General features: G+C 67.5%; 18 protein-coding genes. 9 read left to right on the forward strand and 9 right to left on the reverse strand.

The window, feature by feature from the left end; all coding sequences use genetic code 11:
- Positions 1 to 4: 4 nt before the first annotated feature.
- The 5 genes from aroA to LF63_RS08565 form a co-directional block, all read right to left on the reverse strand.
- Positions 5 to 1,336, reverse strand: coding sequence for a 3-phosphoshikimate 1-carboxyvinyltransferase (gene aroA / locus LF63_RS08545; RefSeq protein WP_043101027.1), 1,332 nt, complete (start codon positions 1,334 to 1,336; stop codon positions 5 to 7).
- On the reverse strand, positions 1,333 to 2,439 hold the full coding sequence (gene hisC, locus LF63_RS08550) for a histidinol-phosphate transaminase (RefSeq protein WP_043101028.1): 1,107 nt from the start codon (positions 2,437 to 2,439) through the stop codon (positions 1,333 to 1,335). The genes aroA and hisC overlap by 4 nt, the downstream gene beginning before the upstream one ends.
- Positions 2,436 to 3,539 (reverse strand): prephenate dehydratase, encoded by a 1,104-nt coding sequence (gene pheA / locus LF63_RS08555; RefSeq protein ID WP_052394867.1) that lies wholly within the window; start codon positions 3,537 to 3,539, stop codon positions 2,436 to 2,438. The genes hisC and pheA overlap by 4 nt, the downstream gene beginning before the upstream one ends.
- Positions 3,540 to 3,549: 10 nt before the next feature.
- Complete coding sequence (gene serC / locus LF63_RS08560; RefSeq protein ID WP_043103501.1) at positions 3,550 to 4,638, reverse strand: 3-phosphoserine/phosphohydroxythreonine transaminase; 1,089 nt, start codon at positions 4,636 to 4,638, stop codon at positions 3,550 to 3,552.
- A gap of 122 nt (positions 4,639 to 4,760) precedes the next feature.
- Positions 4,761 to 5,501 (reverse strand): FHA domain-containing protein, encoded by a 741-nt coding sequence (locus LF63_RS08565; protein WP_043101032.1) that lies wholly within the window; start codon positions 5,499 to 5,501, stop codon positions 4,761 to 4,763.
- A gap of 236 nt (positions 5,502 to 5,737) precedes the next feature.
- On the opposite strand from LF63_RS08565, the gene LF63_RS08570 reads away from it, so the two are divergent.
- Both LF63_RS08570 and infA read left to right on the forward strand, forming a co-directional pair.
- On the forward strand, positions 5,738 to 6,028 hold the full coding sequence (locus LF63_RS08570; protein ID WP_043101033.1) for a polyhydroxyalkanoic acid system family protein: 291 nt from the start codon (positions 5,738 to 5,740) through the stop codon (positions 6,026 to 6,028).
- A gap of 94 nt (positions 6,029 to 6,122) precedes the next feature.
- Positions 6,123 to 6,341, forward strand: a complete 219-nt coding sequence (infA, locus tag LF63_RS08575; RefSeq protein ID WP_043101035.1) for a translation initiation factor IF-1 — start codon at positions 6,123 to 6,125, stop codon at positions 6,339 to 6,341.
- A gap of 207 nt (positions 6,342 to 6,548) precedes the next feature.
- Here infA and clpA read toward each other — a convergent pair whose 3' ends face one another.
- A complete protein-coding gene (gene clpA / locus LF63_RS08580; protein WP_043101037.1) occupies positions 6,549 to 8,822 on the reverse strand; it encodes an ATP-dependent Clp protease ATP-binding subunit ClpA in 2,274 nt (757 codons plus the stop codon).
- A gap of 69 nt (positions 8,823 to 8,891) precedes the next feature.
- Positions 8,892 to 9,224: an ATP-dependent Clp protease adapter ClpS gene (gene clpS / locus LF63_RS08585; RefSeq protein WP_043103503.1), complete on the reverse strand. Its 333-nt coding sequence runs from the start codon at positions 9,222 to 9,224 to the stop codon at positions 8,892 to 8,894.
- A 128-nt stretch (positions 9,225 to 9,352) separates the two neighbouring features.
- Here clpS and LF63_RS08590 point away from each other — a divergent pair, with 128 nt between their 5' ends.
- The 5 genes from LF63_RS08590 (at position 9,353) to LF63_RS08610 (ending at position 15,654) form a co-directional block, all read left to right on the forward strand.
- Positions 9,353 to 9,850 (forward strand): NUDIX hydrolase, encoded by a 498-nt coding sequence (locus tag LF63_RS08590; protein ID WP_043101039.1) that lies wholly within the window; start codon positions 9,353 to 9,355, stop codon positions 9,848 to 9,850.
- The gene (gene mnmA, locus LF63_RS08595; RefSeq protein ID WP_043101040.1) at positions 9,847 to 10,968 is read left to right on the forward strand and encodes a tRNA 2-thiouridine(34) synthase MnmA; all 1,122 of its coding nucleotides are present in this window, start codon (positions 9,847 to 9,849) and stop codon (positions 10,966 to 10,968) included. Before LF63_RS08590 ends, mnmA begins: the two co-directional genes overlap by 4 nt.
- 73 nt (positions 10,969 to 11,041) lie before the next feature.
- Positions 11,042 to 11,665 carry a high frequency lysogenization protein HflD gene (gene hflD / locus LF63_RS08600; RefSeq protein WP_043101042.1) on the forward strand — a complete coding sequence of 208 codons (624 nt, stop codon included), beginning with the start codon at positions 11,042 to 11,044 and terminating at the stop codon, positions 11,663 to 11,665.
- 70 nt (positions 11,666 to 11,735) lie between these two features.
- Complete coding sequence (pgi, locus tag LF63_RS08605; protein ID WP_043101043.1) at positions 11,736 to 14,030, forward strand: glucose-6-phosphate isomerase; 2,295 nt, start codon at positions 11,736 to 11,738, stop codon at positions 14,028 to 14,030.
- A 61-nt stretch (positions 14,031 to 14,091) separates the two neighbouring features.
- Positions 14,092 to 15,654: a tetratricopeptide repeat-containing sulfotransferase family protein gene (locus LF63_RS08610; RefSeq protein ID WP_081945158.1), complete on the forward strand. Its 1,563-nt coding sequence runs from the start codon at positions 14,092 to 14,094 to the stop codon at positions 15,652 to 15,654.
- Position 15,655: 1 nt separating this feature from the next.
- Here the strand turns inward: LF63_RS08610 and LF63_RS08615 are convergent, their stop codons facing one another.
- Complete coding sequence (locus tag LF63_RS08615) at positions 15,656 to 16,615, reverse strand: LysR family transcriptional regulator (protein ID WP_043101045.1); 960 nt, start codon at positions 16,613 to 16,615, stop codon at positions 15,656 to 15,658.
- 258 nt (positions 16,616 to 16,873) lie between these two features.
- Here LF63_RS08615 and acnA point away from each other — a divergent pair, with 258 nt between their 5' ends.
- On the forward strand, positions 16,874 to 19,627 hold the full coding sequence (gene acnA / locus LF63_RS08620; protein WP_043101046.1) for an aconitate hydratase AcnA: 2,754 nt from the start codon (positions 16,874 to 16,876) through the stop codon (positions 19,625 to 19,627).
- A 161-nt stretch (positions 19,628 to 19,788) separates the two neighbouring features.
- Positions 19,789 to 20,979 carry a DUF4097 family beta strand repeat-containing protein gene (locus LF63_RS08625; protein ID WP_043101047.1) on the forward strand — a complete coding sequence of 397 codons (1,191 nt, stop codon included), beginning with the start codon at positions 19,789 to 19,791 and terminating at the stop codon, positions 20,977 to 20,979.
- A 63-nt stretch (positions 20,980 to 21,042) separates the two neighbouring features.
- Here LF63_RS08625 and LF63_RS08630 read toward each other — a convergent pair whose 3' ends face one another.
- Positions 21,043 to 21,480 (reverse strand): nuclear transport factor 2 family protein, encoded by a 438-nt coding sequence (locus LF63_RS08630; protein ID WP_235205293.1) that lies wholly within the window; start codon positions 21,478 to 21,480, stop codon positions 21,043 to 21,045.
- Positions 21,481 to 21,555: the final 75 nt, after the last annotated feature.

The following is a 21,555-nucleotide window of genomic DNA, read 5'->3' on the forward strand; positions in this document are numbered from 1 at the left end:
CGCGTCAGCGCGTTTCGGATGCGCGCAGGTCGAGGCCCCAGCGTCCGGCCTGCGTGACGAAGCCCGGGAACGAGGTGTCCACGGCCGCGCAGTCGAGAATGCGCACGTCGCCCGTGGCGCGCGCGGCGGCCACGGCGAAGCTCATGGCGATGCGGTGGTCGCCGTGGCTGTCGATTTGGCCGCCGGTCAGACCGGCCGTGCCGCGTCCGACGATGTCCGCGCCGTCCGGCGTCTCGTCCACCGTCACGCCCAGCGCGCGCAGACCGCGCGCCATCGCATCGATGCGGTCCGATTCCTTGACCCGCAACTCGGCGGCGCCGCGCACGCGGGTGACGCCCTCGGCGCAGGCCGCGGCGACGAACAGCGCGGGGAACTCGTCGATCATGTCGCTGACGTGTTCGACCGGCACGTCGATGCCGCGCAGCGGTGCATGCCGGATCTCGAGGTCGGCTAGCGCCTCGCCCGCAACCTCGCGCGTGTCGAGCACGCGGATGTCCGCGCCCATCAAACGCAGCACCGCGAGCAACCCGGTGCGACGCGGATTCAGGCCAACGGCGCGCAGACGCAGCTGCGATCCGGGCACGATCGCCGCCGCCAGCAGCGGAAACGCCGCTGAGGAGAAATCGCCCGGCACCACCACTTCACCGCCGACCAGCATTCCGCCACCGCGCAGGCGCACGTAGCCCGGCGCCATCTCGACCGGCCAGCCGAACGCGGCCAGCATGCGTTCGGTGTAGTCGCGTGTCGGATGCACCTCGCGAACCACGGTCTCGCCCTCGGCGTAGAGACCGGCCAACAGCACGGCCGACTTCACCTGCGCGCTGGCCATCGGCGGCTGATAGTCGATGCCGTGCAGCGTCCTTCCGCCGCGCACGATCAGCGGCGGCAGACCGCCTTCCTGGGTCTCGATCGTCGCGCCCATCTGCTGCAGCGGATCGCTGACGCGCCGCATCGGCCGGCGGCTCAGCGAGGCGTCGCCGACCAACGTGCTGTCGAACGCCTGCCCGGCCAGCAGGCCGGCCAGCAGACGCATGCCGGTGCCGGCGTTGCCGCAGTCGAGCGGCGCGTCGCTGCCGCGCAGGCCGCGCAGACCGACGCCGTGCACGATGCGCTGTCCCGGCTCCGGCGTCTCCATGCGCACGCCGAGCTGCTGCATGATCCGCGCCGTCGCGCGCGTGTCCTCGCCTTCGAGAAAGCCATGCACGTGCGAGACGCCCTCGGCGATGCCGGCCAGCATCACGGCGCGATGCGACACCGACTTGTCGCCGGGTACGGCGGTCTCGCCCTGCACCGCACGCGGCGCCGGACGCGCGATCCAGTCCACGCGCGCACTCACGGCAAGGCCTCCAGCAGACGCCGGTTCTCGGCCCGCGAGCCGACGCTGATGCGCACGGTCTGCGGCAGCCCGTAACCGCCCATCGGCCGCACGATGACGCCGCGGTCGAACAGGTGACGTTCGAGCGGCGCGGCGTCCTCGCCCGTGTCCAGCAGCAGGAAATTGGTCAGCGACGGCAGCGTGCGATGGCCGCGCTCGGCGAGCTCCGCCGCCAGCCAGGCACGCTCCTCGGCGTTGCGTGTCAGGGTCAGGTGCAGATAGACGCTATCGGCCAGCGCCGCGACCGCCGCCGCCTGCGTCGCCAGACCCAGATTGAACGACTCGCGCAGACGCTCCAGCACCGCCGCCACCGAAGGGTGCGCGACCAGGTAGCCCACGCGCATGCCGGCCAGCGCATACGCCTTAGAGAAGGTGCGCGTAACCACCAGATTCGGGTGCGCGGCCATCAGGCTCAGCGCCGAAGCATGCCCGGCGACCTGCATGAACTCGCCGTAGGCCTCGTCGACCACGACCAGGGTGTCGTCCGGCACCTTCTTCAGAAAGGCGTGTAGCGCATCGGGCGAGAACCAGGTGCCCGTGGGGTTGTTGGGATTGGCCAGATAGACCAGACGCATGTCGTCGCGCAGGGCTGCGGCCATCGCATCGAGATCGTGCCCCCACGGCGCCGAGGGATGTTCGCGCGGCAGGGCCGGTACGCAGATCGTCGGCGCGCCGCTCGCGGCCGCGGCGATGGCGAACACCGCGAAGCCGTACTGCGAGTGCATCACGGCGGCATCCGGGCCGGCGAACGCCTGCGCCAGTTGCATCAGCAACTCGTGCGAGCCGTTGCCGAACACCAGTTGATCCGGCGACACGCCGTGATGGTTGGACAGCACATCGCGCAGTCGGCCGCAGCGCGGATCGGGATAGCGGTGGCTGTCGGCCAGCGCTTCGCGCGCCGCCGCCAGGGCCTTGGGGCTGGGACCGGACGGATTCTCGTTCGATCCGAGTTCGGCCAGCACCGCGCCGAAGCGGGTGCGCAGCGTGGGCAGATCGTGACCGGGGTCGTAGGCGCGCAGTGCACGGATGGCCGGCTGCGCGAGGCGCTCTGCGTCGAAACTCACGGAACGGCCACCGGATACGAGCCGAGAATCTTGATCCTGCGGGCGAACGGCGACATCTCCTCCAGCGCCGCGCGCACCGCCTCGTCCTCGACGTGTCCGCTGATGTCGATGAAGAACGCGTACTGCCACTTGCGTCCGTGCGCCGGACGCGACTCGATGCGGTTCATGGTCACGTCGTGCTCGGCCAGCGGCCCCAGCACGTGGGCCAGCGCGCCCGGCTGGTCTTTCACGAACACCAGCACCGAGGTACGGTCGTTGCCCGAAGGCGGGAACAGCTCGCGGCCCAGCACCAGGAAGCGCGTGGTGTTGTCGGGGCGATCCTCGACTGGACCGGCCACCGGCTTGAGGCCGTAGACCAGACCCGCGCTCTCGCCGGCGATGGCGGCCGCGTCGTCGGCGTTGCGCGCGCGGCGCGCGGCCTCGGCGTTGCTCGACACCGGCACCCGCTCGGCATTCGGCAGATGCTGACGCAGCCACGACTTGCACTGCGCCAACGACTGCGGATGCGAATACACGCGCTCGATGTCCTCGACGCGTCCGCTGCGCGAAAGCAGATACTGATGCACGCGCAATTCGACTTCGCCGCAGATTTTCAGGTCCGAGGTCAGGAACATGTCCAGCGTGACCTGGATCGTGCCCTGCCCCGAGTTCTCCACCGGCACCACGCCGAAATCGGCATTGCCCGCCTCGACTTCCTGGAACACTTCCTCGATGCTGCCCAGCGGCAGACCGTGCGAGGAGTGGCCGAAGTGCTTGCGCGCGGCCTGTTCGCTGAAAGTGCCTTCGGGACCGAGGAAGCCGATCTTCAGCGGCTCCTGCTGGGCCAGGCACGCCGACATGATCTCGCGGAACAGACGCACCATCTCCTCGTTGGACAGCGGGCCCTCATTGCGGTCGACCACGCGCCGCAGCACCTGCGCCTCGCGCTCGGGGCGGTAATAGTCGACGGCGGCCTTCAGCGCGCCCTTGGCCTTGCCCACCTGCTGCGCCCACTGCGCGCGCTCGGCGATCAGGCCCTGGATGTTGCGGTCGATGGCATCGATGCGCTCGCGCGCCTCGGCCAGGCTGAATTTCGGTTTGCCGGCAGTCGGCTTGCTCATGGGTGCTTCCTCATCCGTGGCGGCGGGCGAAATCGCCCATGAAGTCGATCAACGCCTGCACCCCTTGCATCGGCATGGCGTTGTAGATCGACGCGCGCATGCCGCCCAGCGCGCGGTGCCCCTTCAGGGCCATCAGACCGGCCTCGGCCGAGGCCTGCAGAAACGTGGCGTCGAGCGCCTCGTCATGCAGACGGAACGGCACGTTCATGCGCGAGCGCGCCGTGGGATCGATCGTGTTGGTGTAGAAGCCGCCGGAACCGTCGATGGCGGCGTACAGCGCATCGGCCTTGGCCTGATTGCGCGCGCCGATGGCCTCCAGGCCGCCTTGTGCGGCGATCCACTGGAAGGTCAGTCCGGCCAGATACCAGCCCCAGGTGTTGGGCGTGTTGAGCATCGAATCGCGCTCGGCATGGCGGGCGTAGCGGAAGATGTCCGCCATCGGCCGGCCCGGTCGGCGCAACAGATCGTCGCGCACGATCAGCAAGACCAGGCCGGAAGGGCCGATGTTCTTCTGTGCGCCGGCGTAGATCATGCCGAACTTCGACACGTCCAGCGGGCGCGACAGGATGTCCGACGACATGTCGGCCACCAGCGGCACATCGCCGCTTTCCGGCAAGTGATGGAACTCGGTGCCGTGGATGGTCTCGTTCGGCGTGAAGTGCAGATACGCCGCCTGCGGATCGACCTCGAACTGCGTCGGTACCGAACGGAAGCCGTCGGCTTCGGTGCTGGCCGCCACTCGCGCGTTGACGTACGGCATGGCTTCCTGCACCGCCTTCTGGCTCCAGTGTCCGGTGACCACGTAGTCGGCGCGGTCCTCGGGGCCGGCCAGGTTCATCGCCAGTTGGGCGAAATGCTGGGTCGCGCCACCCTGCAGGAACAACACCGTGTAGCTGTCCGGAATGCCCATCAGGGCGCGCAGGTCCTGCTCGGTCTCCTCGGCCATCGCCATGAAGTCGCGGCCGCGATGTGAGACCTCCATGACCGAAACCCCGGTGCCGCGCCAGTCGAGCAACTCGCGCTGTGCCTGCGCCAGCACCTCGGGGGCGAGCGCGGCCGGGCCGGCGCTGAAATTCCACGGTCGGGCGGGATGGGTCATGTCGTGCGGTGCCTGCGCAAAAGAAAACGCGGCCACGCGGCCGCGGACCTTCGATTATCGCCCGCGGCGGTCAGGCTGCAAGCCCGACGACATGCTCTTTCGTCACATGCCGCCGCGATCGGTCACAAGCGCAGGAACAGGAAGGCCGCGATCGCCAGGGCCAGCGCGGCCGCCGTCACGATCAGCCACCACACCTCCCGGCGCGGTCCGGCGCTGTCCTCGGGCAGCATGGCGTCGTTACCGGGCGTGCTCGCCGGCGTGTCGACCACGCGTTCGGAGGCATCGACGATGAAGCGATGCGGGCCAATGGCGATCTGGTCGCCGTCGCGCAGCACGGCCTCGCGCACCGGCACACCGTTCAGGGTCAACAGGCAGCTCTCCGGCAGATGCACGCAACGTAGGTGCAGCGCGTCGTCCTCGCGTCGCAGCGAGACACAGGCATCGGGCGCATGCGCAAGGCCCAGCGGCCACAGACCGGTGTTGTCGAGATCCAGGTGCTCGCCGATCTGTCGCGCGCGCCCCGACAGCGGTCCGGCCACGGCGCGCAGACCGGCCAGGCCAATGCGCGGCGCCTCGCCCTGCGCCACGTCGCACAGACGCAGCCGGGTGTCGCCGATGCCGAGACTGTCGCCCGCCCGCACCAGCGCACGCTCGCGGACCTGGCGCGCATTGAGATACACGCGCCCGGCGCCCGGTGTCACGGTCAGGCTCAGACCGCGAGCGTCGCGCAGCAGTTGCAGATGATGCGGAGCGATACCGGCCCCTTCCAGCACCAGATCGTTGTCGGCCGCGCTGCCGATGCGAAAGACCTGGCGGGTCCAGTCGATGCCCGAACGCTCGGCGTTGGCGAATTCGATGCGCATGTTGGCCGATCCGTTGCCGCCGTGCGCACGCGCGTGACGGGAATCCGGGAGATTCCCTGCGGCGTCGGCGAGCGTTGCCCCGTTGCTGGTGAACGTCATGATACCCCTAAGCTTGCAGACTGTAGTGCAACCGGCGCTGACTGCGCGGGGGCATGCCGCGCGCACGCGAGGCTGCGGTATGCTTCGTGCTTCGCCGACGGTGTCACGCCGTCCCGCCAGCACCTCACGGAAACGCCATGCCCTCGATCGACATCCGCCGCACGCATCCCCTGGGTCTGGACACCGCTCGTCAGGCCGTGGACAAGGTCGCCCAGCGCATGCGCGAAAAGTTCGGCGTCGACACCCGCTGGGAAGACGACACCCTGCGTTTCAGCCACATGGGCATCGACGGCGGCATCGCGGTCAACGACAAGGAAGTGCACGTGCAGGCCCGCCTGGGCATGCTGATGTCGGCACTGAAGCCGCGCATCGAGAGCGAAATCCACGCCAAGCTGGACGAGTATTTCGGCCCCGCAACGACGAACTGAGCCGCCGCCGCGAACGTATGCCTTTGATCGGAGGGCCGGGCGTGGCAAAATGTACGGCTTACGCGGCCGCATCGGCCCGCTCGCTGAAGAATTTATGGCCAAAGACGACGTTATCGAAATGGAAGGCAAGGTCCTGGAGACCCTGCCCAACACCATGTTCCGCGTGGAGCTGGAGAACGGCCACGTGATCACCGCCCACATCTCCGGCCGCATGCGCAAGCACTACATCCGCATCCTGACCGGCGACAAGGTGCGCGTCGAGATGACGCCGTACGACCTGACCAAGGGTCGTATCACCTACCGCATGAAGTAATCGCCGGTCGCGCCGAAGCGCGATCCGCAATCACCGAATTCCGTCATGAGCCTGGGGCGACCCGGGCTTTTTGCCGTGGACGCAAAGACCTCGCAACGACCTCGCGCACGTTCCGCGCCAGAGACGCCGTGTCGCCGACGCCCTCCCTGACAAGACAAGGCCCGGGGCGTCGCCGCCCCGGGCCGCTTTTTCCATCCACGGCGAACCTCAGCTCACGGTCGCCGGCAGCTTCTCGCCAGCTTCGGTCTCGACCACCAGTTCGTCGCCGGCGACGCTCAGCTTCACCTTGCCGCCGCCGGCCAGCTTGCCGAACAGCAGTTCGTCGGCGAGCGGACGCTTGATGTGTTCCTGGATCACGCGGGCCATCGGCCGCGCGCCCATCTGCGGATCGAAGCCGCGCTCGGCCAGCCAGCGTCGCGCGTCGGCGCTGACGTCGACGGTGACCTGCTTCTCGTTGAGCTGCGTCTCCAGCTCGATCAGGAACTTGTCGACCACGCGCAGGATGTGATCGAAGTCCAGCGAGCTGAACTGGATGATCGCGTCCAGACGGTTGCGGAACTCCGGCGTGAAGGTGCGGCGGATGGTTTCCATCGCGTCTGGCGAATGGTTCTGCTCGACGAAGCCGATGGTCCGGCGCGACGCCAGCTGCGCGCCAGCATTGGTGGTCATCACCAGGATCACGTTCTTGAAGTTCGCCTCGCGGCCATTGGTGTCGGTCAGCACGCCGCGGTCCATGACCTGCAGCAGGATGTTGAACACGTCCGGATGCGCCTTCTCGATCTCGTCCAGCAGCAGCACGCAGTGCGGGTGCTTGGTCACCGCCTCGGTCAGCAGACCACCCTGGTCGAAGCCGACGTAGCCCGGAGGCGCGCCGACCAGACGCGACACCGAGTGCGCCTCCATGTACTCGGACATGTCGAAGCGGATCATCTCGATGCCCAACTGCATGGCGAGCTGCTTGGTGACCTCGGTCTTGCCGACGCCGGTCGGGCCGGCCAGCAGGAAGCTGCCGATCGGTTTCTTCGGATCGGCCAGACCGGAACGCGCCATCTTGATCGACGCGGACAGCGCCTCGATGGCCGGATCCTGTCCGAACACCACCATCTTCAGATTGCGTTCGAGGTTCTTCAGCACGTCGCGGTCGGACGCCGAGACCTGCTTGGTCGGAATCCGCGCCATGCGCGCGACGATGAACTCGATGTCGGCCACCTCGATGCGTTCGCTGCGCTCGTTCTCCGGGAACAGGCGCTGACGCGCACCCGCTTCGTCGATGACGTCGATGGCCTTGTCCGGCAGCAGACGGTCGGGAATGTGCTTGACCGACAGATCCACGGCGGCCTGCAACGCCTCGCCGCTGTACTCGACGGCGTGGTGCTTCTCGAAACGCTCCTTGAGACCGCGCAGAATTTCCACGCTCTCGGCGATGCTCGGCTCGACGATGTCGATCTTCTGGAAGCGCCGCGCCAGCGCGCGGTCCTTCTCGAAGATGCCGCGGAATTCCTGGAACGTGGTCGAACCGATGCAGCGCAACTCGCCCGACGCCAGCATCGGCTTGATCAGGTTCGACGCGTCCATGGTGCCGCCCGACGCCGAACCGGCGCCGATGATGGTGTGGATCTCGTCGATGAACAGGATCGCGTTCTTTTCCTTCTTCAGCTGACCGATCACCGCCTTCAGACGCTTCTCGAAATCGCCGCGGTACTTGGTGCCGGCGACCAGCGCGCCCAGGTCCAGCGCCCAGATGGTGCTGTCGGCCAGTACGTCCGGCACGTCGCCCTCGACGATGCGCTTGGCCAGGCCTTCCGCCAGCGCGGTCTTGCCGACGCCGGCCTCGCCCACGTACAGCGGGTTGTTCTTGCGCCGGCGGCACAGCACCTGGATGGTGCGCTCGACCTCTTCCTGACGCCCGATCAGCGGATCGATGCGCCCTTCCTCGGCTTGCGCGTTGAGGTTGTTGGCGTATTCCTGCAACGGGTTGTTGCCGGCCTCGGCGGCCGCTTCCTCGCCCTCGCGCTGCTCGGCGGCGGGCGGAGTTTCGCTGTCGTCGCTGATGCGTGCGATGCCGTGCGAGATGTAGTTGACCACGTCGAGCCGGGTCACCTCCTGCTGGTGCAGGAAATACACGGCATGGGAATCCTTCTCGCCGAAGATCGCCACCAGCACATTGGCGCCGGTGACTTCCTTCCGCCCCGAGGACTGCACGTGATACACCGCGCGCTGCAGCACACGCTGGAAACCGAGCGTGGGCTGGGTGTCGCGCTCGTCGCCGTCCTGCAGCACCGGCACGGTTTCTTCGATGATCTTGCCCAGCGCGTCGCTCAGACGCGCCAGGTCGACGTTGCACGCGCGCAGGACGGTCGTCGCCGATGCGTTGTCGAGCAGCGCTAGCAGCAGATGCTCCACGGTCATGAACTCGTGGCGCTGCTCACGGGCCGACTTGTAGCAGTGGCCGATGGTGAGCTCGAGATCCTTGCTGAACATTCGGATCGTCTCCTGGTTGGACTCTGCGGCCCGCCCGCGGGCGGGGCTATACGCTGAAAATGGGGTCGCTCAGAGTTTTTCCATAGTGCACATCAACGGGTGCTGATGGGTCCTTGAATATTCATTGACCTGGGTGACCTTGGTTTCGGCCACTTCGCGCGAAAACACGCCGCACACGCCCTTGCCGCGGGTATGCACGTGCAGCATCACCTGCACCGCCTGTTCCTGGTTCATGGCGAAGAACGAGCGCAGCACCTCGACGACGAAATCCATCGGCGTGTAGTCGTCGTTGATCAGCACCACCTGGAACATCGGCGGCTTGCCGAGTTTCGGTTTCGCGGACTCGACGGCGATGCCGTGTTCGTAGTCGCGTTCGTGATCGTGGTCGGAAGAATGGGCCATGAGCGAAGAAGTGTCCGGTTTCGCCTGCATTATACGCTGGCCCGGCACGCGCACGCGATCCGGGCGACAGGTCTTAAGTGATGGCACAATGGCGTTTTTCCACGCCGTTACTACGAAAAAACATAAGCATGAACGATGCCAATGCCCCCGCGCCGGCGATCTGGTGCCCGCACGTGACCGTGGCCAGCATCGTCGCGGATGACGACGGCCGCTTCCTGATGGTCGAGGAATCGGTCGGCGGCGCGGTGCGCTACAACCAGCCAGCCGGACACCTGGAGCCCGACGAAGCCCTGACCGACGCCGCCGTGCGCGAGACACTGGAGGAAACCGGCTGGGACATCGAACTGCATCACTTTGTCGGCGTGCATCAGTGGTACAGCCCCCAGCATGGCGAACACATCGTGCGCTTCAGCTTCGCCGGCCGCGCCCTTCGCCATCGCCCGGAGCATCCGCTGGACAGCGGCATCATCGGTCCGCAATGGCTGCGTCGCGACGAGATCGAGGCGCTCGGCGAACGTCTGCGCAGCCCGCTGGTCCTGCGCAGCATCGATGCCTGGCTCGGCGGCCAGCGACTGCCGCTGAGCGCGGTCACCAGTCTGCTCGGCAAGGAAACGGCGCACGCATGAAGGTGATGCTCGGCCTGTCCGGCGGCGTCGATTCCTCGGTCGCCGCCCTGCGCCTGCTCGAAGCGGGCCACGACGTCGAATGCCTGTTCATGCAGAACTGGGAGGAAGACACGCGCGACGGTCCGTGCAGCGCCGACGCCGACCGCAAGGACGCCGTGGCCGTGTGCGCCGCGCTGGGCCTGCGTTTCCACAACCGCAACTTCGCCGCCGAATACTGGGACGGCGTGTTCGAGCATTTCCTCGCCGAATACCGCGCCGGGCGCACACCCAATCCGGACGTGCTGTGCAACCGCGAGATCAAGTTCCGCACCTTCCTCGACCATGCCCGCGAACTGGGCGCGGAGAAGATCGCGACCGGCCATTACGCCCGCGTCGACCAGCGCGACGGACAATGGCGCCTGCTGCGCGCGGCCGACGTCAACAAGGACCAGACCTACTTCCTGCATGCGCTGGGTCAGGAGCAGCTCGCCGCCACCCTGTTCCCGATCGGCGACCTAGCCAAGCCCGACGTCCGCCGCATGGCCGAGGCCGCGCACCTGCCCACGCATGCGAAGAAGGATTCCACCGGCATCTGCTTCATCGGCGAACGCGATTTCCGCAGCTTCCTGGCCCAGTACATCCCGGCCCGCCCGGGCCGGATGCAGACGCCGGAGGGCAAGGACTTCGGCGAACACGACGGCGTCATGTACTACACGCTGGGACAGCGCAGCGGCCTGAACATCGGCGGCCGGCGCGGTGCCTCGGGCGAGCCCTGGTACGTGGTCGGCAAGGACGTGCAGCGCAACATCCTGTACGTCGCCCAGGGTGGCGAGAACGACTGGCTGCAGTCGCATCGCGTGCGCGCCGCCGAGCTGAGCTGGGTCGCCGGCGCGGCGCCGGCGCACGACTTCGCCTGCACGGCCAAGGTACGCTATCGGCAGACCGACCAGTCCTGCCGGGTGCGCATCGAAGGCGACAGCGCGCAGATCGTGTTCGAGGACGCCCAGCGCGCCGTGACGCCGGGCCAGTCGATCGTGTTCTACGACGGCGAGGCCTGCCTCGGCGGCGGCGTCATCGAAGCCACCGACGCCGCTTTCGGCGGGCTCGCGCCACCGCTTTCCACCCTCCATCACGCATGAAAGGATCCCTCTGGATGACGCTGCCGCCGCCGCGCCACACCACGAACGCCCTTCCGCCCCACCGGAGCCACGCATGAACGAAGATCGCGTCCTGGCGCTCGCCGGTATCTTCCAGGGCTGCGCGCTGGCGCACCAGTTGGCTACCCGTGGCAGTTGCGACGAAGTCGCGCTGGAACACTCGCTGGGCAGCGTGTTCCGCATCGACGCCGACAACGTGCCCGCGGTGTTCGGCGGCATCGCCGGCGCGCGGCTGGGTCTGCGCACGCTGACCGAGCAGTTCGACGACAGCCGTCACGAGCTGGCCATCGCGCGCATGGCGGTCACCGTGCTGCGCGTCGAACGTACCCTGTCCGGCCGCGCCCGACTGATGCAGCAACTGCAAGAAGGCATCGTGCAGGCGCAACGTCAGGCCGATCATTTCGGCTACACGCACGCCACGGTCACGGCGCGTCTGGCCGACCTCTACGCTTCCACCATTTCCACCCTGCGTCCGCGCGTCATGGTCAGCGGCTCGCCCTTGCTGTTGCAGCAGCAGAACGTGGTCGAACGCATCCGCTCTTCGCTGCTGGCCGCCGTGCGCGCCGCGGTGCTGTGGCGGCAGATCGGCGGCCGTCAGTGGCAGCTGATCCTCAAACGCAAGCAATGCGCGATGATCGCGCGCGGCCTGCTGACCGGCGCCACGCTGGACAGCGGTTGATCCCGGGGCCGTTCTGTCGCATTTTTGTCCTCTTGTATCCCCGCAAAACGCACGATTCCCCTGGAGACCCATGAGCACGTTACGCAGCAAAGACGCCTGGCAGGCCCTTGAACGCCATTACGAGAGCATGCGCAAGCGTCGTCTGCGTGACCTGTTCGCCCGCGATGCCGACCGCGCCAAGCACTTCAGCGCCGAAGCCGCCGGCTGGCGACTGGACTACTCCAAACACCGCGTCAGCCACGCCACCATGCAGCATCTGTTCGCGCTGGCGCGCGAGTGCAAGCTGGAGGCGCGCCGCGACGCCATGTTCGCCGGCGACAAGGTCAACAACACCGAACATCGCGCGGCCCTGCACATCGCCCTGCGCGCGCCGGCCGGCAGCGTGATCGAGTGCGACGGCGAGAACGTCGTGCCCGGCGTGCACGCCACCCTCGACCGCATGGCGGTGTTCGCCGACGCGGTGCGCAACGGCGACCTGATCGGCTTCAGCGGCAAGCGCATCCGCAACATCGTCAACATCGGCATCGGCGGCTCCGACCTCGGTCCGGTGATGGCCTACGAGGCGCTGCGCCACTACAGCGACCGCACGCTGCGCATGCGTTTCGTGTCCAACGTCGACCACACCGACTTCGCCGAAGCGGTGCGCGACCTGGAGCCGGAAGAAACGCTATTCATCGTCGCCTCCAAGACCTTCACCACGCTGGAGACGATGACCAACGCGCACACCGCGCGCGACTGGCTGCTGGCCGCGGCCGGCAGCAAGCAGGCGGTGAAGAAGCATTTCGTGGCGCTGTCGACCAACCGCGAAGCGGTGCGCAAGTTCGGCATCCCGGCCATGCACACCTTCGGTTTCGAGGACTGGGTCGGCGGGCGCTACTCGATGGATTCGGCCATCGGCCTGTCCACCATGATCGCCATCGGCCCGCGCGCCTTCGGCGAGATGCTCGACGGCTTCCACGCCATGGACGAGCATTTCCGCAACGCGCCGCTGGAAGAGAACCTGCCGGCGATCATGGGCCTGCTCAGCGTCTGGTACACCGACTTCTTCGGCGCCGAGACCGTGGCGGTGCTGCCCTACGAGCAGTATCTGAAACGCTTTCCGGCCTACCTGCAGCAGCTGACCATGGAGTCCAACGGCAAGCGCGTCACGCGCGGCGGCAAGGCCGTGGACGTCGCTACCGGCCCGGTGTTCTGGGGCGAACCCGGCACCAACGGCCAGCATTCGTTCTATCAGCTGATCCATCAGGGCACGCGCCTGATTCCGTGCGACTTCATCGCCTTCGGCCAGTCGCTCAATCCCAGCGGTCGCCATCACGATCTGTTGCTGGCCAACGTCATAGCCCAGGCCGAGGCGCTGGCCTTCGGCAAGACGCTGAAGGAAGTGCGCGACGAGGGCGTGCCGGCCTCGCTGGCGCCGCACAAGGTGTTCGAGGGCAACCGCCCGTCCAGTCTGCTGACCGCGCAGCGCCTGACCCCGGCCACGCTGGGCGCGCTGGTGGCGTTGTACGAGCACAGCGTGTTCGTGCAGGCCGCGATCTGGGACATCAATCCGTTCGACCAATGGGGCGTGGAACTGGGCAAGGTGCTGGCCAAGAAGGTGGCCGAGGAAATCGAGTCGCCACGCAAGCGCCTGGCGCACGATGCTTCCACCAACCACGCCATCCGCTGGTACCGCAAGGCGCGCGCGCAGACCGTCAGCGATGGGCTCGGCACGCCGACGGTACTGGTGCTCGACATCGGCGGCACGCACGTCAAGATACGCATCTCCGACCGTGACGAGATGCGTCGCTTCAAGTCCGGTCCGAACCTGACGCCGCAGGACATGATGGACAAGCTGCTGCCGCTGATCGAGGACTGGCGCTACGACGCCGTCACCCTCGGCGTGCCGGCGCCGGTGATTCAGGGCCGTCTGCGCACCGACCCGATCAACCTCGGCAAGGGCTGGAAGGACTTCGATTTCCGCCGCGCTTTCAACTGCCCGGTGCGCGTGGTCAACGACGCCGCGATGCAGGCGCTGGGCAGCTATCAGGGCGGCCGCATGCTGTTCCTGGGCCTCGGTACCGGACTCGGTTCGGCACTGATCATCGACGGCGTGCTGCAGCCGACCGAGCTGTCGCACATGCCCTGGCGCGAACACACCTACGAGCACTACGTCAGCGACAAGTTCTACAACGAGAACAAGGACGCCTGGGCCGAAAACGTGCTGGAACTGATCCGGGTCATGCGCAACGCCTTCATGCCGGACTACGTGATGCTGGGCGGCGGCAACGTGCGCCATCTGAAGGACCTGCCGGACGGCGTGCTGCGCGGCGAGAACGGCAACGCCTTCGACGGCGGCTTCCGCATCTGGGAACTGCCGCGCTGAGCGCGGCGGCCGCAGGCAGGGAATGACAGGCGCCGCTACCCCGCCCGACCAGGACCCACGCATGCGGGGCCTGCCTGCAAGCGCCCTTCCGCACATGCATGCCGCGGCCCGCGCCATCCGCGACGGCGCACCGGCCCGCGCCGAACAGCTGCTGACGGCGGTGCTCGCGGGCACGCCCGACCACCCGGAGGCGCTGCGCCTGTTCGGCATCCTGCGCAATCGCCAGCAGCGCTTCGCGGAAGCGGCCAGATTCCTCGAACAAACGCTGCAACAGCGACCCGACGACACGGCCGCGCTGAGCGACATGGCTTCGGCCCTGTACGGACTGGAACGCAAGTCCGAAGCCTTCGAGCACTGGCGCGAAGCCTGTCGCCTGCGTCCGGACTTCGCCCTGGGCTGGTTCAATCTCGGCCGCAACCTGCAGCAGGAAGGCATCACCGGCGAAGCCGTCGACGCCCTGCGCGAAGCGGTGCGCCTGGCGCCCGACATGCTGCCAGCACACGTGCTGCTGGGCGACGCCCTGGTGCACCTGGGCCGCTTCGACGAAGCCGACGCCAGCTACCGCGCCGCACTGAAGCTGCATCCGGCCAACGGCGACGCCTGGCGCGGACTGTCCAACATGAAGACGCGCCCGCTGAGCGAGGACGATGCGGCGCGTTTGCAAGAAGCGCTCGAACATCCCGCGGCGCGGCCGCCGGACCGTATCGCCATGCGCCATGCGCTGGGCAAGCTGCACGAAGACCGCGGCCGTCACGCCGAAGCCTTCGATGCCATCGCGCGCGCCAATCGCGAATCGCAGTCGCTGGCAGCCTGGAACCGCGACGCCTTCCATCGCCTGGTCGAGGCCGTGGCGGCGCAGGACGCGCGACTTGCCGGCGACGGCGACACCGAACGCGGCCGCGAAGCGATCTTCATCGTCGGCATGCCGCGCGCCGGATCCACCCTGGTCGAGCAGATGCTCGCCGCGCATCCGCAGGTCGAGGGTGCCAGCGAGCTGCCCGATCTCGGCGTCGTGCTCGCCGCCGAAACCGCGCGTCGCAAAAAGCCCTTTCCGGCCTGGCTCGGCGAAGCCGATGCGGACGACTGGGCGCGTCTGGGCCACGACTACCTGCAACGCACCGCGCGCTGGCGCAGTGAACGACCCCGGCATACCGACAAGATGCCGGAGAATTGGCTGTACACCGGCCTGCTGCGCGCGATGCTGCCGGGCGCCATCGTCATCGATGCGCGACGCGACGCGCTGGAAACCGGCTGGTCGTGCTTCAAGCAGCAGTTCTACCGCCTGCCGCACTTCAGCAACGATCTGCACGATCTCGCCGCCTACCTGCGCGACTACGAACGCAGCATGGACGCCTGGCGCGCACGTGAACCCGAGCGCGTCGTGCTGCAGTGCTACGAGGACCTGCTGGCCGATCCGGACACGCAGATTCGCGCCCTCCTCGACGCCTGCGGCCTGCCGTTCGACGACGCCTGCCTGCACTTCCACAAGGTTCGTCGCAGCGTGCGTACCGCCAGCGCCGCGCAGGTTCGTCAGCCGCTGCAGCGCGATACCGCGCGCGCCGAACGCTACGGCAGCGCGCTCGATCCGTTGCGCCACGCGCTCGCCGATCCCGACAACCGCTGACTCACGTATCGCGCTCGTCGCGCACCCGCAGCCCGGGCAACGTGGCGGCCAGTGCGCGGATCAGGTCGCCGAAAGCTTCCAGATCCGACTGCCACGGCGACGCCTGACGCCAGTAGAGCCGGACGTCGCGTCCGGGCACGTCGCCGTCGATGCGCGCCAGCGTCAGACGCGGAATCGAAGCCAGCCGCGCATGCGCCAGCAGCGGCACCAGCGTGTAGCCGCCGCGCAGCACGACCAGCGTCGCCAGACTCTCCAGGCTGACGTCCTGAATCTGCCCCTCGTCGCTGTTCGCGCCGCGCGCGCCGAGAGCGTCCTGCATCTCCGCGTCGTGCGCTTCGGCCATCAACGTGGCCTGCTCCGCATCCAGTTCGTGCAGCGCGATGGATGCGCGCTCGGCCAGCGGATGTGCCGCGTTGAGCAACAGTTCGTAGGGCTCGAAAAACAATGCACTGGACGTCAGGCCGCGATGGCCTGCACTCGTCGGCGGAGCCAGCACGGCATCCAGCTCGCCTTCCTGCAGACGACGCAGCAGACCGCGCAGCTTGCCCTCGGACAGCGCCAGACGCGCGCCCGGGAAACGCTGCGGAAATGGCTCGATCAGATGCGGCAGCAGGTACGGCCCGAGCGAGGCCGGCACGCCCAGCCGCAATTCGCCGCCGAAGGCCGCCGCGCCGTCCAGCGCCGCGCGTTCGAGGTCCTCGGCCGCATGCAGAATCGCGTCGATCTGCACCAGCAATCGGTGTCCCGTCGTGGTCAGCAGCGTGTTGCGGCTGCCGCGCTCGAACAGCGTGACGTCCAGCGCCTGCTCGACCTTCTGGATCTGGTGCGACAACCCCGACGGACTGATGTGCATGCGCGCCGAGGCCCGCGCGAAACTGCCTTCGCGCGCGACCGCCTGCACCAGCGCGAGATCGCGCAGCGACACCGCCGAAAGGGCCATCGAAATCTTCGCATGCTGCATGCCAACGAATCCGTTTGTGCGGCGCGCCGATCCGCCGCATGCTTGCCGCGATCCGCAAGCTTCGCCGAGCGTCCGCGCAGTCACGACATTGTAGCCCGCCGCCGCCATCCTGCACGACCATCCACGCCGTCGACGACGATGCGAACGCGCTCGTATTCGCGCCGTTCACAGGTTTTGCGCGATAATTGAGGTCTTTTCCGGTCGCCGGCCGCGCATCGCGTGCCGGAAACCCGCAGCCGATTCACGCCAGGAGCAGTTATGAACGATTCCTTCTCGACCCGCGACACACTCGACGTCAACGGCACGTCGTACGCCTACGCCAGCCTCGCCAAGCTGGGCGAGCGCTTCGACCTCAAGCGCCTGCCCTACTCGATGAAGATCCTGCTCGAGAATCTGCTGCGCAACGAGGACGGCGCCAACGTCACCGCCAAGGAAATCGAAGCGGTCGCGCAGTGGGACGCGAAGAAGGAGCCGGACACCGAGATCGCCTTCACCCCGGCTCGCGTGGTGCTGCAGGACTTCACCGGCGTGCCCTGCGTGGTCGATCTGGCCGCCATGCGCGACGCCATGAAGAACCTCGGCGGCGATCCCGAGCTGATCAACCCGCTGTCGCCGGCCGAGCTGGTCATCGATCACTCCGTGCAGGTCGACAAGTTCGGCAGCGAGAGCGCCATCGACGAGAACGTGAAGATCGAGTTCGAGCGCAACCAGGAGCGCTACAGCTTCCTGCGCTGGGGCCAGAAGGCGCTGGACAACTTCAAGGTCGTGCCGCCGCGCACCGGCATCGTGCATCAGGTGAACCTGGAGCACCTGGCCCGCGTGGTCATGGGTCAGAAGATCGACGGCCAGCTGTGGGCCTACCCGGACACCGTGTTCGGCACCGACTCGCACACCACCATGATCAACGGCCTGGGCGTGCTGGGCTGGGGCGTGGGCGGCATCGAGGCCGAGGCCGCGATGCTGGGCCAGCCGTCGTCGATGCTGATTCCGCAGGTGGTCGGCTTCAAGCTGACCGGCAAGCTGCCGGAAGGCGCCACCGCGACCGATCTGGTGCTGACCGTCACCCAGATGCTGCGCAAGCACGGCGTGGTCGGCAAGTTCGTCGAATTCTTCGGCGAAGGCCTGGCGCATCTGCCGCTGGCCGACCGTGCCACCATCGCCAACATGGCGCCCGAGTACGGCGCGACCTGCGGCATCTTCCCGGTCGATGCCGAGGCCCTGAACTACATGCGCCTGTCCGGTCGCAGCGACGACCAGATCGCGCTGGTCGAAGCCTACGCCAAGGCGCAGGGCCTGTGGCACGACGCCAACACCCCGCACGCCGAGTTCACCGCCACGCTGGAGCTGGACATGGGCGAGGTCAAGCCGTCCATGGCCGGCCCGAAACGTCCGCAGGACCGCGTGCTGCTGACCGACGTGAAGAAGAACTACAACGACGTCGTCGGCCCGCTGACCGCCAGCCGCAAGCCGAAGAACGGCGACGCCGAGCGCTTCGCCAACGAGGGCGGCGACACCGCCGTCGGCAACCCGGCCAGCGCCATGACCGAGGGTTCCGTCACGATCGAGAAGGACGGCAAGCACTTCGAGCTGAAGGACGGCGCGGTCGTCATCGCCGCCATCACTTCGTGCACCAACACCTCCAACCCGGCCGTCATGCTGGGCGCGGGCCTGGTCGCCAAGAAGGCCGCCGCCAAGGGCCTGACCGCCAAGCCGTGGGTCAAGCCCTCGCTCGGCCCGGGTTCCAAGGTCGTCACCGACTACCTGGAAGTCACCGGCCTGATGAAGGAACTGGAGAAGGTCGGCTTCTACCTGGTCGGCTACGGCTGCACCACCTGCATCGGCAACTCCGGCCCGCTGCCGGCCGAGATCAGCCAGGGCATCAACCAGGGCGACCTCGCCGTCGCCTCGGTGCTGTCGGGCAACCGCAACTTCGAGGGCCGAGTGCATCCCGAGGTGAAGATGAACTACCTGGCCTCGCCGCCGCTGGTGGTCGCCTACGCCCTCGCCGGCACGCTGGACATCGAACTGGACAAGGACCCGATCGGCCAGGACCAGGACGGCAACGACGTGTTCCTGAAGGACATCTGGCCGACCAACAAGGAGATCAGCGATCTGATCGCCAGCTCGGTCACCGCCGAGATGTTCACCAAGAGCTACGCCGACGTGTTCAAGGGCGACGAGCGCTGGAACGCCATCCAGTCGCCGGACGGCAAGCAGTACGCCTGGGACGACGCTTCGACCTACATCAAGAACCCGCCCTACTTCGAGGGCATGACGATGGAGGTGGAGAAGGTCGAGGACATCCACGGCGCACGCTGCCTGGGCCTGTTCGGCGACTCGATCACCACCGACCACATTTCGCCCGCCGGCGCGATCAAGAAGGACAGCCCGGCCGGTCGTTATCTGATGGAGCGCGGCGTGCAGCCGGCGCAGTTCAACTCCTACGGCTCGCGTCGCGGCAACGATGACGTCATGGTGCGCGGTACCTTCGCCAACATCCGCATCAAGAACCAGATGCTGGACGGCGTCGAGGGCGGCTACACCAAGCACGTGCCGAGCGGCGAGCAGATGGCCATGTACGACGCGGCCATGAAGTACAAGGAAGAGAACACCCCGCTGATCGTGCTGGCCGGCAAGGAATACGGCACCGGCTCGTCGCGCGACTGGGCGGCCAAGGGCACGCTGCTGCTGGGCGTGAAGGCGGTCATCGCCGAGAGCTTCGAGCGCATCCATCGCTCGAACCTGGTCGGCATGGGCGTGCTGCCGCTGCAGTTCAAGGACGGCGACAGCGCCAAGAGCCTGGGTCTGACCGGCACCGAAACCTTCGAGATCACCGGTCTGGACGACGCCAACGCGAAGGAAGCCAAGGTCGTCGCCAAGGGCGACAACGGCGAGAAGACCTTCACCGTCCGCGTCATGCTACTGACGCCGAAGGAGCGCGACTTCTACCGTCACGGCGGCATCCTGCAGTACGTGCTGCGCGACCTGGCGGCCAAGAAGAAAGCGGCTTAAACCCTTTTCCGCTCCGCTGCATCCAAGCAACCGTCGGCCTACGGGCCGGCGGTTTCTTTTTGTCCGGTGACCGCCCGAGCATGACCTTTCGCACTGCGATCCGGTCGTCCCCTGGCAGTACAACAACCGAGATATTTCCCGCAGCGTAAGAGGAGATCGCCATGGGACACCCCCGCCTGTTTTCCGGCCTGCTCGCCGCCCTCGTACTGAGCGGCGCGGCCGCCCACGCGCTGGCCGCGCCCGCACAGACCTTCACCAAGAAACTCGAACGCGCCGTGAGCGTGCCGACCGGCAGCAGCCTGCAGGTCGAAAATCTGGCCGGCCACGTGGCCATTCATGCCGGTCAGGGCGCGCAGGCGCAGATCACCGCCACCGTGGTCGCCGGCGGCAGCGACATGGCGGCCGCCCGCGCGCTGGCCGACACCATCCGACTGAACGTCAGCACGCAGTCCGACACCGTACTGGTGCACGTGGACTACCCGGTCCAGCAGCACGACCGCTACCACTACATTCCGACCCATCCGACCGATGACCAGGATCGCGGCATCAAGGTGCTCGGCTTCCACATCGGCGGCGGCCATTCCTCGTCGTCGTTCGATTACCAGGACACGCGCGTCAAGGTGTACCAGGGCTCCGACGACGGCGTGCCGCTGCATGTCGATCTCGACATCGCCCTGCCCGCCGGCGCCAAGGTCCTGGTCGACAACCGCGTCGGTCGGATCGATGCCGAACACCTGCGCAACGATCTCGAACTGAAGTCCGCTTCCGGCGACATGGCCGTGACCGACCTGACCGGCGCACTGAAGACCCATTCCGGCAGCGGCGACATGCAGATCGCCGACGTGCGCGGCGATATCGAGGCGCATACCGGTTCCGGCGACCTGCAACTCAACCGCATCGACGGCAGCACCGAGGTGCACACCGGCTCGGGCGACATCAACGGCGGTCATCTCGGCGGCCGCAACGTCGAACTGCATACCGGTTCCGGTGACGTGACGCTGGATCAGCTGGGCGGCGACCTCAAGGTCGAAACCGGCTCCGGCGACGTCAAGCTCAGCGATTTGTCGAAGGTTACCAAGGTGCGCGTGGATGCCGGCTCCGGCGATATCGGCCTGTCCGGCGATCTCTCGGCCATGCAGGACTTCACCCTGCGCAGCGGTTCGGGCGACATCACGCTGAAGACCGGCACGCCGCCGGCCGTGCGTCTGGACATCAGCGGTTCCGACATCGATGTCGACTGGAGCGGGCTGAGCCATGTCGAATCGGGCCGTCGCTCGTTCCGCGCCGAGGTCGGCGCCGGCAGCGGTCGCGGACATATCAGCACCGGCAGCGGTGACGTGCTGCTGCGCTGAAGCCATGCCCCGGACCCGGCGCGACGCCATCTCGTGCGCCGCGTCGGGTCCGGACTTTTCCGACTACAGCGTGCGCTCCCACTGCGCGTGGTAGCAACGCCAGTCGCCACCCTCGCGCCGCCATGCGCTCTCCACCCGATACACGCCCAGCCGTTGCGGAATCAGGCGTCCGCCGCCGCCCAGCGTCACCGTGAAACGCGCAACGATGCGCTCGCCGCGCGTCTCGATGTCGATCGGCCCCAGCAGCACCGACACCTTTTCGTTGCGCAACCGCGCCACGCGCAGCAGCGCCAGCAGCCGCGCACGGTCGAGCGCACTGTCGGGCATCGTGAAGTCCGCCGTCAGCAGGTCGTCCAGCGCGCCGGCGTCGCGCGACCGCGCGGCTTCCGCCGCCTGCTCGATGGCCTTGCGCACCTGTTGTTCGGGCGGGCTGCGATGACACCCCGACAGTCCGGCCAGCGCCGCGCAGACCAGCCACGCGAAGCCGATTGCACGCAGCACGCCACCCCGTCTATCCCGCCCAGTGGGTTGCCGCCCACAGGGGCCTATGCTCCAATGCAAACGATCGTTTGCATT

The sequence above is a fragment of the Oleiagrimonas soli genome, assembly GCF_000761445.1.
Taxonomy (GTDB): Bacteria; Pseudomonadota; Gammaproteobacteria; order Xanthomonadales; family Rhodanobacteraceae; genus Oleiagrimonas; species Oleiagrimonas soli.

What these genes read in the sequence shown, in the direction of transcription:
- hflD (WP_043101042.1), top strand. Translation starts at nt 11,042, where the DNA reads ATGAACGAAGATCGCGTCCTGGCGCTCGCCGGTATCTTCCAGGGCTGC.
- LF63_RS08625 (WP_043101047.1), top strand. Translation starts at nt 19,789, where the DNA reads ATGGGACACCCCCGCCTGTTTTCCGGCCTGCTCGCCGCCCTCGTACTG.
- infA (WP_043101035.1), top strand. Translation starts at nt 6,123, where the DNA reads ATGGCCAAAGACGACGTTATCGAAATGGAAGGCAAGGTCCTGGAGACC.
- LF63_RS08615 (WP_043101045.1), bottom strand. Translation starts at nt 16,615, where the DNA reads ATGCAGCATGCGAAGATTTCGATGGCCCTTTCGGCGGTGTCGCTGCGC.
- mnmA (WP_043101040.1), top strand. Translation starts at nt 9,847, where the DNA reads ATGAAGGTGATGCTCGGCCTGTCCGGCGGCGTCGATTCCTCGGTCGCC.
- acnA (WP_043101046.1), top strand. Translation starts at nt 16,874, where the DNA reads ATGAACGATTCCTTCTCGACCCGCGACACACTCGACGTCAACGGCACG.
- LF63_RS08610 (WP_081945158.1), top strand. Translation starts at nt 14,092, where the DNA reads ATGCGGGGCCTGCCTGCAAGCGCCCTTCCGCACATGCATGCCGCGGCC.
- pgi (WP_043101043.1), top strand. Translation starts at nt 11,736, where the DNA reads ATGAGCACGTTACGCAGCAAAGACGCCTGGCAGGCCCTTGAACGCCAT.
- clpS (WP_043103503.1), bottom strand. Translation starts at nt 9,224, where the DNA reads ATGGCCCATTCTTCCGACCACGATCACGAACGCGACTACGAACACGGC.
- LF63_RS08590 (WP_043101039.1), top strand. Translation starts at nt 9,353, where the DNA reads ATGAACGATGCCAATGCCCCCGCGCCGGCGATCTGGTGCCCGCACGTG.
- serC (WP_043103501.1), bottom strand. Translation starts at nt 4,638, where the DNA reads ATGACCCATCCCGCCCGACCGTGGAATTTCAGCGCCGGCCCGGCCGCG.
- pheA (WP_052394867.1), bottom strand. Translation starts at nt 3,539, where the DNA reads ATGAGCAAGCCGACTGCCGGCAAACCGAAATTCAGCCTGGCCGAGGCG.
- clpA (WP_043101037.1), bottom strand. Translation starts at nt 8,822, where the DNA reads ATGTTCAGCAAGGATCTCGAGCTCACCATCGGCCACTGCTACAAGTCG.
- LF63_RS08570 (WP_043101033.1), top strand. Translation starts at nt 5,738, where the DNA reads ATGCCCTCGATCGACATCCGCCGCACGCATCCCCTGGGTCTGGACACC.
- LF63_RS08565 (WP_043101032.1), bottom strand. Translation starts at nt 5,501, where the DNA reads ATGCGCATCGAATTCGCCAACGCCGAGCGTTCGGGCATCGACTGGACC.